We start from the raw sequence: 12898 nt of genomic DNA, 5'->3' as shown, positions 1-12898 counted from the left end.
GCTGTCACAGATCACCGGACGGTCCGGTCGTACTGAGGGACAACCCCCGCGATCGGAGTGGACCGTGGCTATCACCGAACAACGACTTTCCACCATGGTGCTGGTGATCGGCACCGGAGGTGCCGGGCTGCGAGCGGCGATCGAACTGGCCGAGGCCGGTGTCGACGTCCTCGCGGTCGGCAAACGCCCCAAGCAGGACGCCCATACCGCACTCGCCGCCGGAGGCATCAACGCGGCGCTGGCCACCATGGATCCGCAGGACAGCTGGCAGCAGCACGCGGCCGACACGCTCAAGGAGAGCTATCTGCTGGCCGACCCCCGGACCGTGGAGATCGTCACGCAGGGCGCCGCCCGCGGCATCGACGACCTGGAGCGCTACGGCATGGCCTTCGCCAGGGAGGAGGACGGCCGGATCTCCCAGCGTTTCTTCGGCGCGCACAAATTCCGGCGGACCGCCTTCGCCGGCGACTACACCGGCCTGGAGATCCAGCGCACGCTCATCCGGCGCACTGAACAGCTCGGCATCCCCGTGCTCGACGGCGTCTACATCACCCGCCTTCTGGCGCACGACGGCGCCGTCTTCGGCGCCTACGGCTTCGACCTCACCCATGGCACCCGGTACCTGATCCACGCCGATGCCGTCATCCTCGCCGCGGGCGGCCACACACGCATCTGGCGGCGCACCTCCTCACGCCGTGACGAGAACACGGGCGACTCGTTCCGCCTGGCCGTGGAGGCCGGCGCCCGCCTGCGCGATCCCGAGCTGGTCCAGTTCCACCCCTCCGGGATCATCGAGCCGGAGAACGCGGCCGGCACCCTCGTCAGCGAGGCCGCCCGCGGTGAGGGCGGCATCCTGCGCAACGCGCTCGGCGAGCGGTTCATGAGCCGCTACGACCCCGTGCGCATGGAGCTGTCCACCCGTGACCGCGTGGCCCTGGCCTCCTACACGGAGATCAAGGAAGGGCGCGGGACCCCCAAGGGCGGAGTGTGGCTCGACGTCTCCCACCTGCCCCGGCAGACGATCATGACCCGGCTGCCGCGGGTCTACCAGACGCTGCTGGACCTTCAGATGCTGGACATCACCCGCGACCCCATCGAGATCGCGCCCACCGCGCACTACTCGATGGGCGGGGTGTGGGTGCGCCCCGAGGACCACAGCACCGACGTGCGCGGCCTGTACGCCATCGGTGAGGCGTCGAGCGGGCTGCACGGCGCCAACCGGCTGGGCGGCAACAGCCTCATCGAACTGCTCGTCTTCGGCCGCATCACCGGCCGGGCCGCTGCCGCCTACTCGCAGTCGCTGACCGCACAGCCGCGGTCGGCGCCGGCGATCGCGGCCGCCCGCGCGGAGATCGACGAACTGCTCGCGGCCGACGGCCCGGAGAACGTCCGCGCGCTGCAGCGCGCCATCCGCAACACGATGACCGAGCACGCGGGCGTCGTACGCGACGAGGAAGGCCTGCGCACCGGGCTGGCGGAGCTGGCGGCGATCGAGAAGAGGATGGAGGACGTCGGTGTACACCCGGACATCGCGGGCTTCCAGGACCTCGCCCACGCCTTCGATCTGAAGTCCGCCGCCCTGGCCGCCCGGGCCACCCTCGAAGCGGCGTTGGAGCGCCGTGAGACCCGCGGTTGTCACAACCGCAGCGACTACCCCGCGCAGGATCCCGCTCTGCAGGTGAATCTCGTGTGGTCCCCGACGGCGGGCGTCACCCGCGAGACCATTCCGGCCGTCCCCGACGAGATTTCCGTGCTCATGGAAGAGGTCTCGACCGACGGGAAGCTCGCCGAATGACGTCGGGCCGGGTCGGCGCGATCCCTCGCTCGCCGTGCATGCGGTGTCACAGGGAGAGCCGCTGTCCGGTCTCATCCAGTGCAGGCCGCATTACGTCGGTGCCGGTGCACAGCTCCCCGCCGGGGCGGGCCGCACCAGGAAACAACACCTCCGAGAGGATTCCGTCATGAAGGTCGTAGTGATCGGTGGGACCGGGCTCATCGGCTCGAAGGTGGTCGCCAGGCTCGGCGAGCACGGACACGAGGCTGTCGCGGCAGCGCCCAACACCGGTGTCAACACCCTGACCGGCGAGGGCCTGGCCGAGGTCCTTCAGGGCGCGTCGGTCGTGGTCGACGTGTCCAACTCCCCCTCGTTCGAGGACCAGGCCGTCATGGACTTCTTCCGTACCTCCACGACCAACCTCCTCAAGGCGGAGGCCGACGCAGACGTGACGCACCACGTCGCCCTCTCCGTGGTCGGCACCGAGCGTCTCCAGGGGAGCGGGTACTTCCGGGCCAAGCAGGTCCAGGAGGATCTGATCATGGAGTCCGGCATGCCGTACTCCATCGTCCACGCCACGCAGTTCTTCGAGTTCGCGAAGGGACTCGCCGACGGGATGACCGAGGGCGACACCGTGCGCCTGCCCGCCGCCAGGATCCAGCCCATCGTCTCCGACGACGTGGCCGCGGCCGTCGGCCGCGCCTCGGTCGGCGCCCCGGTCAACGGTGTGTTGGAGGTCGCGGGCCCCGAGGCGTTCCGGCTCGAGGAGTTCATCCGCATGGGACTCACCGCCACGGACGACCCCCGCACGCTCGTCACGGACCCGCAGGCGCGGTACTGGGGTGCCGAACTGCAGGAGAACACGCTTCTGCCGGGGCCGGACGCGCACATCGCCGAGACCAGGTTCGCGGACTGGCTCGCCCGGCAGCAGTGAGCCCTGAAGGGGCTCCTGCTGCGAGGCCGGGGCCCCCTTGCGCTCCGAAGTTTCGGGACGGGTTCACCGGCGTGGGACGCGCATGTCACCGGCCCGGACTTCCTCGGCCGCGTCGAGATCATCTCACCGTGGCCCCCGGTGGGCCCCGAGGCATGGTGTTACAGCTTGATCCGCCCCGTCAGCCACCATTCCAGGTACGTGGCCAGGCTCGGTGCCACTCAGGTGCGGCTGTCGTCCTCGTGGTTCCAGACGAAGACGTCGGGCCGGTCGATCCTGGGCAGGAGCGCGAACAGGTCTCCGTTCCCCGCGTCCGCGAAGAAGAGCAGTGGATCGAACGGCATGTACAGCGTGGCAAGTTCAGCGTCCTCGCGAAGGCTCTGGTTCTCGGAGGCGATGCGCTCGGCCGACCAGACGAGCCCGTCTCCGTACTCGCCCTCGATGCCGTTGCTTTCGCGGGAGGAGAGCGGCGAGATCCGTGGGCGGCCTACAGCCCCGTCGGCGCGGGCCGGGGTCCGCGTTTCGACAAGCGTGACTGATCGCCGGACGAACAGTACGGACCCGGCCGAGCCGGTCACCCACCGGCCCCGGCAATGCGCGACAGCCGTCATGCGGAACGGACTCCGGAGACGACGCGCGACCGGCCACAGCCGGGCCTCACCACTGATGCCCGGCTCTTCCCGTCAGCCGGCCGCGGAGCCTCAACTGGCCGACCCGTGCCGGGAGAAGCACAGGAGGCTGTCACTGAAGGGCGTGCCGTTCGGTCAAGTTGATGGAAGGGAGATGAACGGCATGTCGCTCGAGGCGGACAGATGTGTTGTGCAGGGTGCTGCCGCCACCGCTGTCACGGACAGCGGTCGGATCTCCACCGGCTGCCCTCTCATGGAGACGGGTGGGTGGCTCGTGGGCCTCCGGTTCCACACCGCCGACCTCCGGCACTTCTGGCTGTACTACGTGGTCGACGAGGCCTGCGGCCCGGCGCACGCGGTCTGCGCGGCCATCCGTCGTGCGGACCGTGACCCCGACCGGGTGACTCGGGGCGGGGTCGGGGCCACGGCCGATCAGGTCGAGGTCCTGCGGGTGGTTCAGGACGGTCTGGGCCATGTCGGCCTGGCCCGTTCCCCGTGACGGCAACCGGGCGCAGCAGAAGGCGCAGTTGCCGTGCAGCGCGGTCGAGGACGAGCGCGCGGCAGACCTTGCAGGTGGTCCAGCCACCGGCCCTCAGTGCGACGGGATGACACTGTCTCACACGCTGTTCAGTCGACCCGGTGAACAATTACGACCTTGCATTTGATCACGGCCCGAGGTGAAACCGTCCGGCTGTCACAGGCCCGTCGGCTGTCCGGTCCATACGGAGGGCGTCACGCGAGCCGCCCTCCGTCAGCCGTCAGCCGTCAGCCGTCAGCCGCAAGGGAGCAGAGGGACGCATGATGCCACCAGACCCCGACGAACACTCCGACCCCGCCGTCACCAGTGTGTCCCTGGCGGCCGAGGCCGCGCTCCTCGAGGCCCGGCTGCGCATGCTTCGCGAGGAGCTCGGCCATGTCGACGTGCGCATCAAGGCAATATCCGACACGCTTCGTCTGCTGGGCGGCGTTGCTCCCGCGTCGGCCGAGACGCCGGACGGGGAGGAGCGGTGCGGATCGTGCGGCCCGTCGGGCCGGGGGAACACCGACTGACAACGACATTGTGCCGTGCGTTGCATCGGGTGACCTGTCTCGGGAAACCGTGGCGTCGGTGCATCTCCAATCGGTGTGCGCCAGTGCCTAAGATGTCAAGGGGTACCCGTTCCGCGTCCAGGCCCGGGCGGCACGCAGGTGGGCCGAAGCGCGGCACGAGGGGTCGATGATGAGAGGAACACATGGTCTCCGCAGCCCACGCGGCACATGATGTCGAGGTCACCGCTGAGAGCCTGCAGGAGGAATGTGCGCGCCTGCAGATCCAGAAGCAGGCGCTCGAGAGGGAACTCGCCGCGGTCGTGGCGCATCTCAGTTCGGTGCAACGGGCTCTCGGCGCCCTGGAGACTCTGATGCGTGCCCCGGCCACGGCGTCGCAGAGCCATGCCCCGACGCCCGTCGCCCGGAAGGCCGGCCTCTCCACCGCCGAGGCCGTGGACACCGCGACGGTATCCGTGCCCCCGGCGCGGCGGCCACGCGGCAACGACGGTGAACCTCCCGCCGAGTTCGACGCCGGCGCGGACGGGACCAAGAAGTACGGCAAGCTCACCGAGCAGATCATGGAGTACTTCGCCTCGGTCGGCGACGCCGATGTACGGGCACGTGACGTCGCCGCGGCTCTGGGCCGCGACTCCGACAGCGGAAGCATCAACGCGGTCCGCAGCACGCTCGATCGCCTCGTCGGCGGGTCCCGCATCCAGCGCGCCGGCCGGGGTCTCTACCGCGCCCGTCGTTCCTAGTCACACGCCTCACGCGGCCACCGCCCGCGCACGCTCGAAGTCCCTTACCGCTCGCGGACCTCGCGGGCCTGCCCGCCGGTCAGATCGCGGCCCCCTCGTACATCACGTGGTGGCGACGGGATCTGACGAGTGCAGCCACTGCCCCAGGAGGTCGGCCGGACAGCGCTCGTTCGCGCCACCAGGAGAGGGCGCGTCGCGACGGTGTGAACGCGTACAGGTCGAGCACACCGGGCGGGACCACCGGCCGCGATCCACGTGGCGATGTCGTCCGCTGCGTCGGAGTCGTGGACCAGGCCGAGCCACACCGCCCGCCCGCCGGCGGCTCGCCCGGCAGGCGAGGGCCGCACGACGATCACGTCGGCGGGCTCGCAGGCGTCCAGGCACCCGGTCACCCGGACCTGCGCGGCGTCGGCGACCGCCTTCCGCAGCAGGGAAAGCTGGGCGGCGTGGTCCACACCGGGGATCTTCCCGGTGCCGCAACAGCAGCCGCGGCGCACGGTGACGGTGCAGCGGGCGGGACCGTCAGCCGCGGTGACCGGTCCGCGGCCCCGGTCGCTCACCGGTCCGTTCCCGTACGGGCACGGTGCCAGGCGCCATCGGCCAGCAGGCGCAGGCCGTTGAGGCCGACGATGACCGTGGAACCCTCGTGCCCGGCGACGCCCAGCGGCAGCGGCAGGGTGCCGGCCAGATCCCAGACGACCAGTCCGGTGATGAACACCGCGGCGATGACCAGGTTCTGCACCACCAGGCTGCGCGCTCGGCGCGAGAGGCGTACGACCGTGGGAAGGGTGGCCAGTTCGTCGCGGACGACGACGGCGTCGGCGGTCTCCAGGGCGAGGTCGGAGCCTGCCCGGCCCATGGCGATGCCAGTATGGGCTGCGGCAAGCGCGGGGGCGTCGTTGACGCCGTCGCCGACCACCAGCACCTTCCGCCCGGCCTGCGCCATCTCCTGCACCGCGGCGACCTTGTCCTGCGGGAGGAGACCGGCGCGGACGTCGGTGACACCGACCTCGGCGGCGAGCCGGGCCGCCGCTCGGGGGTTGTCGCCGGTGACCAGCACCGGGGCGGCGCCGGTCAGCCCGCCCAGGGCGGCGACCGTGGCGGCGGCCTCGTCCCGCAGCCGGTCGGCGAGGCCCAGCACCGCCACCGGGGTGCCGTCGACCGTGACCAGCACGGCGGTACGGCCCTCCTGCTCCAGGCCGGCGGCCACAGCGACGGCCGGGTGACCGGCAGGGTCTTCCAGGACGCGGGCGGGGCTGCCTACCGCGACGGCGCGGCCCTCCACCTTCGCGCTCACCCCGGCGCCCGGGGCGGAGGCGAAGTCCTCCACCAGCGGGATGTGCAGGTGGCGGGCGCGGGCGGCGTCCACGATCGCGCGGGCCAGCGGGTGCTCGCTGGGGTGCTCGGCCGCCGCCGCCAGCCGCAGCACCTCGCCCTCCGTAAGGCCCGAGGCGGCCAGCGGGCGGATGTCGGTCACGCGCGGGGTGCCCTCGGTCAGCGTGCCGGTCTTGTCCAGGGCGATCGCGTCCACCTGTCCGAGCCGTTCCATGACCACGGCCGACTTCACCAGCACGCCGTGCCGTCCGGCGTTGGCGATGGCGGACAACAGCGGGGGCATGGTGGCCAGCACCACCGCGCAGGGCGAGGCGACGATCATGAACGTCATCGCGCGGAGCAGTGTCGGCCTCAGGTCGGCGCCGAACAGCAGGGGGAGGACGAACAGGGCGAGGGTGGCGGCGACCATGCCGAGGCTGTAGCGCTGTTCGACCTTCTCGATGAACAGCTGGGTGGGCGCCTTGGTCTCGGAGGCTTCCTCGACCATGGCCACGATCCGGGCGATCACCGAGTCGGCAGGGTCGCGCTCCACCTCCACCCGCAGCGCGCCGGTGCCGTTCAGGGTGCCGGCGAACACCTCGTCCCCGGCCTCCTTCGGCACCGGCAGCGGCTCGCCGGTGATCGTGGCCTGGTCCACCTCGCTCGCGCCGGCCAGCACCCGGCCGTCGGCACCGATGCGTTCCCCGGGCCGGACCAGGATGACCTCACCCACTGCGAGCCGCTCGGTCGGCACCGTTTCCTCGGTGTCGTCGTCGGCGAGCCGGGTGGCCGTGGCGGGGGCGAGGTCGAGCAGGCCGCGCACGGAGTCGGCGGTGCGGGCGGTGGCGATCGCCTCCAAAGCACCGGAGGTCGCGAAGATGACGATCAGCAGCGCACCGTCCAGCGCCTGTCCGATCGCCGCCGCTCCGAGTGCGGCGACCACCATCAGCAGGTCCACGTCCAGCGTCTTCTCCCGCAGCTCCCGCAGTCCCGCCCAGCCCGGCTCCCAGCCGCCGGTCGCATAGGTGAGGGCGAACAGCGGCCCCCACGTCCACACCGGCGCCCCCAGCAGATACAGCGGTAGGGCGACGAGGAACAGCACCAGCGCCGCAGCCGCCCAGCGAGCCTCGGGCAGGGCGAAGATCCGGGTGCGGCGGCGGGGCGCCACAGCCTCCCGCGCGGGACCCTGCGGCGCCGGGCGGGTGAGAGTGGAAGACATCGACACGGGGGTCCTTCACGGTGAACGGGCAGAGCGGGGTTCTCCCGCCACCGTAGCAGGAATGAATGAAGAGTCATTCATGTGTTCATGAGTGGTGCCGTAACATGGGCGCATGGGTCATGGAGCCGCACCGCCAGCCGGAAGCGTCCCGCGCCGGCATCTGGACGCCGACAGCGCCGCCAAGGTCGCCACCACCCTTCAGGCGCTGGCGACCCCCTCACGGCTGCTCATCCTCGCCCGGCTTCGCGAAGGCTCCCTGCCCGCGACCGAACTGGCCGCCGAGGTGGGCATGGAGCAGTCCGCCTGCTCCCACCAGCTTCGCCTGCTGCGCAACCTCGGCCTCGTCGTCGGAACCCGCAACGGCCGCTCGATCGTGTACTCCCTCTACGACAACCACGTCGCCGAACTCATCGACCAGGCCATCTATCACGTGGAGCACCTCCGCCTCGGCCTGACCGACTCCACCGCCACCCTCACCGAAGGGGAGCCAGAACCGGAAGAGGCGGCGGCCCCGATCGCATGACCCGCGATCCGCCCCGCCGGGCGACGCGAGTGCGGGTGTACCGCGCCTGTCTGCGTGCCTTCCACTCGGCCCGCTGAGGCGGACACCCCGGCGCCTGCGACGTGCAAGGCGCTCGGGGCGTCCGGTGGGAAGAGGTTGCTCTTCCGTCGAGCGTGCGGTGCGCCCGCCGTCACGAGACCACCGCCAACGGTTCGGGCTCCCGCCGGGGGTTCAGGCGGCCGGATCGCACGAGCAGCGCGACACAGCCGGCACAGAGCGCGCCCGTCGCCGCCAGCGCTGCCCAGGAAAGCTCCGGGTGGCCGAGGCTATGGGCGGCGTCCCACACCGCGCCGGTGACCAGATTGCCCAGGGTGATGCCCAGCCCGGAGACGGTGTTGTAGAGCCCGTAGTGCGTGGCGACGAGCCGGCCGTCGGCGAGCGAGACGACGGTGTCCATCTCGAACGGATACACCGTGGCCGTGCCCAGCCCGAGCAGGGCCACCGCGGTGAACAGCGACAGGAGTTCCAGGATCCAGTCCAGGAGGCCGGACCTTCTGTCGACCACCGCGTCCGTCACCACGAGGGGCACGAATGCCGCGCCCATGAGAGCGATGCCGTGGACGATCGCACGCTGCGCGGACCAGCGGGCCCGGGCCCACGCGGTGATCCTCAACTGCCCGACCACGGCCACGGCTGCGGAGACCGCGAACAGGGCCGTGGTGACCGCGTCGCCGCTGCCCGGCGCCACCCGGTGGGCCTGGAGCGGCAGCGCCAGATAGACCTGGAAGGACAGGACGTAGGAGCCGATCATGGCCAGGGAGAAGAGGAGGAAGGGACGGTTGCGGACGACGCTGCGCCAGTCGGTGAGCACGCCACCCGATCCGCCCGACGCGCTGCCGTTGCGGCCGGGCAGGAGGCGCAGCTGGACGACGGTCAGGGCGAGGAACAGCGCAGCCGCCACCGAGCAGACCAGCCGGAAGTCGGTGGCCAGCAGTGCCAGCCCGACCAGAGGGCCGACGAACATGCCGGCCTGGTAGAAGACGTTGAAGGCGGCGAAGGCCTCCACCCGCCGCTCCCCCGCTTCCTGGGCGAGGCAGGCCCGTACGGCGGGGTTGAACAGCGCCCCCGCGAATCCGGTCGCGGCCGAGGCCACGACGAGGGCGGGCAGGGCGTCGACGAAGCCGAGGAGGCCGAAGCCGGCGGTGCGCAGCAGGCACCCTGCCATGATCGTGGGCTTGTGGCCGAGCCGGTCGGCGAGCGTGCCGCCGACGAGGAACATCCCCTGCTGGGTGAAGTTGCGCACCCCCAGCACCAGGCCGACCGCCCAAGCGGCCATGCCCACTCCGTCCGCCAGATGCACGGCCAGGTAGGGCATGAGCATGTAGAAGGCGGTATTGATGGTGAACTGCTGGACCATCAGGAGCCGGGCGCACCAGCTGAAGGAACGGAACTCCGTGACCAGGGACCTCATCGGGCAGCTCCCTCCGGCACGGTGACGTTCGTACAGCGGGTCCACCGCTCGACCACCTGGTCACCGGGATGGGCGATCTCGTCCGGGTCTGCGGCCGGCCGGCTTCCCAGCAGGTCATGGGCGCGGCAATAGTCGTCGCTGTAGACGGTGTTCCAGTAGCGGTGCACACCGTCGGGGAAGATCGCCACGATGCGGGTGTGTTCCGGCTGTGTACGGGCGATCCAGTTGGCCACGAGGGCGACCGCGCCCACGCTCCAGCCGCCGCTGGTGTAGTGGCCGCGGGCCAACCGGCGGCAGGTCCGGACAGCTTCGCCGGGGGCCACCCAGTGCGCCTCGTCGAAGGCCGCGTGGTCGACGTTTCCGGGGTGGATGCTGCTGCCGAGGCCGCGCATCAGGCGCGGGCCGGCGGGCTGGCCGAAGACGGTGGAGTGCACCGAGTCGACGCCGACGAGCCGCAGCTCGGGATGGAACGTACGCAGCGTGCGGGCGATGCCGGCGGAGTGGCCTCCGGTGCCGACGGCCGCCACCAGGACGTCGACGCGGCCGAGCTGGACGACCAGTTCGAGGGCGAGCGTCGCGTACGCGGCGACGTTGTCCGGGTTGTTGTACTGATCGGGGCACCAGGCCGAAGGCGTGCGCGCGAGCAGTTCGCCCACCCGCCGGCGGCGTGCCTCCTGCCAGCCGCCCACCGGGTGCGGCTCGGTGACCACGTCGACGTGCGCCCCGAGTGCGTGCAGCTGGTGCAGCATGAGCGGCTCCATGCCGGGGTCGGTGACCAGGGTGACGGGATGGCCGTAGGTGATGCCGGCCAGGGCGAGACCGAGGCCGAGCGTGCCGCTGGTGGACTCGATGACGGGTGCGCCCGGTCGGAGATCGCCGCGCTTGCGGGCGGCGGCGACCATGTGGAGGGCCGACCGGTCCTTGAGGCCACCGGGGTTGGCGCCCTCCAGCTTGGCCCAGAACCCGCGCCCGGGCGGGTTGAAGGGCTCGCCCACCCACAGGACGGGGGTGTTGCCGACCATGCCGGCCGGCGACCGGCGCGGGGCTCCGGCCGGTTCCGGGAGTTCGTGTGCTGCGAGGAAGGAGCTGATGTCGCGCGCAGAGACACTGCGCAGAGCTGTACTCATGGAGTCGTCCTTCTGCGGCCCGTGATGACCATGGGCCGCTGTGTGTGCCGTACGGAGCATGCGTGATGCCCGGCGGCGTGCACCTTCCGGGGTTCACCCTCGGGGGCACGGCCGGGGCAGCTCTGTCAGGTACGGCTGACGCAGACGAGACGCAGGAGAGGGAGTCCACCGGAAGCCGACGGGGGCTCCGGGCCCGCTCCTCCCGGCGGCGCACTCGGCAGCAGCGGGGCGCCCGCACGGCCGGTCCGTGCGAGGACGAGCAGGAGCAGCGCCAGGAGCAGAGCTGCCGTGGACGCGCGCAGGTCGGCGGGCCGGTCGGCCGGATCACAGCACCCGGTGCCGTGGCCGGGGTGTTCACCGGCGTCACGGTCCGCGGAACTGGCCGCGGCGTCGGATCCGAGCGGCGGGACGACGCCGACGGCGCTCGGGACCGCACTCGTCATCGCCATGGTCTCCGCCACGGTGTGCGAGTGCGCATCAGCGGGGTGCAGGGCGCAGGACACGACGTGGGCCACGAGCAACAGCGCCAGGCCCACGAGGAGAGCAAGGGCCGGCGCACGCCTCTCCGGGCGGCCGGCCGATTCCTGCGGCATGCGAAAGATCGTATGCAGCTCGCCGCGATATGGCAGCTTTCAGCCGCTTTCGGGTGAATTATTCGAGCGAGCGCCTGCGCCAGGCCACCGCGGAGTTCCGGTTGTTCAGAGCCGGACGACGATCAGCGCCACGTCGTCGCGGCCGCCGCTGGCGACGCCGAGGCGCGCCAGGACGGTGTCGGCGAACTGCTCGGTGCCGAGGCCGACGCAGTCGCCGAGCACGTCGGTCAGCCGGCTCAGGCCGACGTCGATGTCCTCGTCCCTGCGCTCGATCAGCCCGTCGGTGTACAGCACGAGGGTGTCCCCGCACTTGTAGGACGCACTCGCCTGCGGGCGGGGGACGTGCACGGGACGGGTGCCGAGTGGCGGGTCGGTGGCCTGGTCGAGCAGTTCGCAGCGGCCCTCGCTGCGGACGAGGACCGGCGGTGGGTGCCCCGCGCTGCTGTAGGTGATCAGGCGGCTGCGGGTGTCGATGATCGCTTTGACGGCGGTGGTGCCGAGCGCCCCGTCGATGGACCGGGCGTACAACCCGAGCACTTCCAGCGCCTGGGCGGGGCGTTCCAGGGCGCGGATGGCGGCGGACAGGGCACTGCGCAGCATGCCCATGACGGCGGCGGCGTCGAGGCCGTGGCCGATGACGTCGCCGACCGCGAGGGCGATGCGGTCGGGTGGGATGTCGACGACGTCGTACCAGTCGCCGCACACGTTGAGGGAGCCGGTGGCGGGAAGATAGCGCACCGCGACATCGCGGTGGCGGGCCAGGTCGGGGGCATGCAGCATGGCCTGCTGCAGGGTGACGGCGACCTCGCGTTCGCGGGTGTGGGCCTGCCGCAGTTCCTCGTTCAGCCGCTGCAGTTCCCGTGCCCGTGCGTACAGTTCGGCCTCCAGCGCCTGGGTTTCGTCCAGGTGTTCGCTCAGCAGGGCGGCGGCGGGGTGGGCTGCCTGGTGGGCCTTGACGAACGCGGTGACGTCCTCGACCCGGTGGATGATGTAGGCCACCTGCCCGTCGGGGCCGAGGACCGGGGTGTTCACCGGGGACCACCAGCGCTCCTCGAACACCCCTGGACGGTCCATGACGGGGATGTCGTACTTCTGCAGCGCCATCGTGTCGGCCTGGCGAGTGGCGAGGACGCGATGCAGGGAGGCGTCGAGGTTGCGGACCCCGTCGGCCTCGGGGTCGGCGGGGTTGTCGGGGAACGCGTTGAAGATGTGCCGGCCGAGCAGGTCCTCCCGGGTACGGCCGGTGGCCGCCAGATAGGCCCGGTTCACGTCCACGATGACCAGGTCCGGGCCCAGCACCGGGTAAGGGCTCGGTGTCGCGGCGAACAGCGCCGCGTGGTCGACCCGCGATGCCACCGGCAGCACCCCCTTCCCGACCCATGGCCTCAGCCTCACCTTCAATCTAGGCGTCGCCCCCCGGCTGCGCCCGCCGTCGCCCACGTGGGCGGCTACCGGGTCGCGGCCGATCGGACGGTGTGCAGGCCTGCCGGGCGCACATCACCCCGAACGAGGCCATCGTCCGTGTGTTCGAAGCGGGGTGATCGGAGGAAG

Annotated in this window: 12 protein-coding genes and 1 pseudogene; 6 read left to right on the top strand and 7 right to left on the bottom strand. The window is 71.4% G+C overall.

The annotated features are described in order from the left end of the window. Positions 1–94 precede the first annotated feature (94 nt). On the top strand, positions 95–1795 hold the full coding sequence (locus tag SRB17_RS09840) for an L-aspartate oxidase (RefSeq protein ID WP_153538146.1): 1701 nt from the start codon (positions 95–97) through the stop codon (positions 1793–1795). A gap of 166 nt (positions 1796–1961) precedes the next feature. Continuing rightward, positions 1962–2708: an SDR family oxidoreductase gene (locus tag SRB17_RS09835; RefSeq protein WP_153536825.1), complete on the top strand. Its 747-nt coding sequence runs from the start codon at positions 1962–1964 to the stop codon at positions 2706–2708. Positions 2709–2926: 218 nt separating this feature from the next. On the opposite strand, the gene SRB17_RS46065 is transcribed toward SRB17_RS09835, so the two are convergent. Further along, on the bottom strand, positions 2927–3316 hold the full coding sequence (locus SRB17_RS46065; protein ID WP_228395936.1) for an SMI1/KNR4 family protein: 390 nt from the start codon (positions 3314–3316) through the stop codon (positions 2927–2929). Positions 3317–3608: 292 nt separating this feature from the next. Here SRB17_RS46065 and SRB17_RS09825 point away from each other — a divergent pair, with 292 nt between their 5' ends. The 3 genes from SRB17_RS09825 to SRB17_RS09815 all read left to right on the top strand — a co-directional run bounded on the left by SRB17_RS09825 (position 3609) and on the right by SRB17_RS09815 (position 5121). Next, positions 3609–3833: a hypothetical protein gene (locus SRB17_RS09825; protein WP_153536823.1), complete on the top strand. Its 225-nt coding sequence runs from the start codon at positions 3609–3611 to the stop codon at positions 3831–3833. A gap of 299 nt (positions 3834–4132) precedes the next feature. Then, a complete protein-coding gene (locus SRB17_RS09820) occupies positions 4133–4384 on the top strand; it encodes a hypothetical protein (RefSeq protein WP_153536821.1) in 252 nt (83 codons plus the stop codon). Positions 4385–4566: 182 nt separating this feature from the next. Next, positions 4567–5121, top strand: coding sequence for a hypothetical protein (locus SRB17_RS09815; protein WP_153536819.1), 555 nt, complete (start codon positions 4567–4569; stop codon positions 5119–5121). Between the two features lie 190 nt (positions 5122–5311). Here the strand turns inward: SRB17_RS09815 and SRB17_RS09810 are convergent. Then, positions 5312–5681 (bottom strand): annotated as a pseudogene (locus tag SRB17_RS09810) ((2Fe-2S) ferredoxin domain-containing protein); the annotation flags it as partial. Continuing rightward, positions 5678–7654: a heavy metal translocating P-type ATPase gene (locus SRB17_RS09805; protein WP_153536817.1), complete on the bottom strand. Its 1977-nt coding sequence runs from the start codon at positions 7652–7654 to the stop codon at positions 5678–5680. The gene SRB17_RS09805 and the pseudogene SRB17_RS09810, both read right to left, overlap by 4 nt. Before the next feature lie 112 nt (positions 7655–7766). Between SRB17_RS09805 and SRB17_RS09800 the strand changes: the two genes are divergently transcribed. Next, on the top strand, positions 7767–8177 hold the full coding sequence (locus SRB17_RS09800; RefSeq protein ID WP_153536815.1) for an ArsR/SmtB family transcription factor: 411 nt from the start codon (positions 7767–7769) through the stop codon (positions 8175–8177). 169 nt (positions 8178–8346) lie between these two features. Here the strand turns inward: SRB17_RS09800 and SRB17_RS09795 are convergent, their stop codons facing one another. The 4 genes from SRB17_RS09795 to SRB17_RS09780 all read right to left on the bottom strand — a co-directional run bounded on the left by SRB17_RS09795 (position 8347) and on the right by SRB17_RS09780 (position 12703). Further along, on the bottom strand, positions 8347–9627 hold the full coding sequence (locus tag SRB17_RS09795; protein WP_153536813.1) for an MFS transporter: 1281 nt from the start codon (positions 9625–9627) through the stop codon (positions 8347–8349). Then, positions 9624–10754 (bottom strand): PLP-dependent cysteine synthase family protein, encoded by a 1131-nt coding sequence (locus SRB17_RS09790; protein ID WP_153536811.1) that lies wholly within the window; start codon positions 10752–10754, stop codon positions 9624–9626. Before SRB17_RS09790 ends, SRB17_RS09795 begins: the two co-directional genes overlap by 4 nt. Positions 10755–10879: 125 nt before the next feature. Then, positions 10880–11347, bottom strand: a complete 468-nt coding sequence (locus SRB17_RS09785; protein ID WP_153536809.1) for a hypothetical protein — start codon at positions 11345–11347, stop codon at positions 10880–10882. Between the two features lie 105 nt (positions 11348–11452). Next, on the bottom strand, positions 11453–12703 hold the full coding sequence (locus tag SRB17_RS09780; protein WP_323375243.1) for a PP2C family protein-serine/threonine phosphatase: 1251 nt from the start codon (positions 12701–12703) through the stop codon (positions 11453–11455). Between the last annotated feature and the right edge of the window lie 195 nt (positions 12704–12898).

The sequence above is a fragment of the Streptomyces sp. RB17 genome (genome assembly GCF_009604455.1).
GTDB lineage: Bacteria > Actinomycetota > Actinomycetes > Streptomycetales > Streptomycetaceae > Streptomyces.
This window is presented reverse-complemented; position numbering and strand designations above follow the sequence as displayed.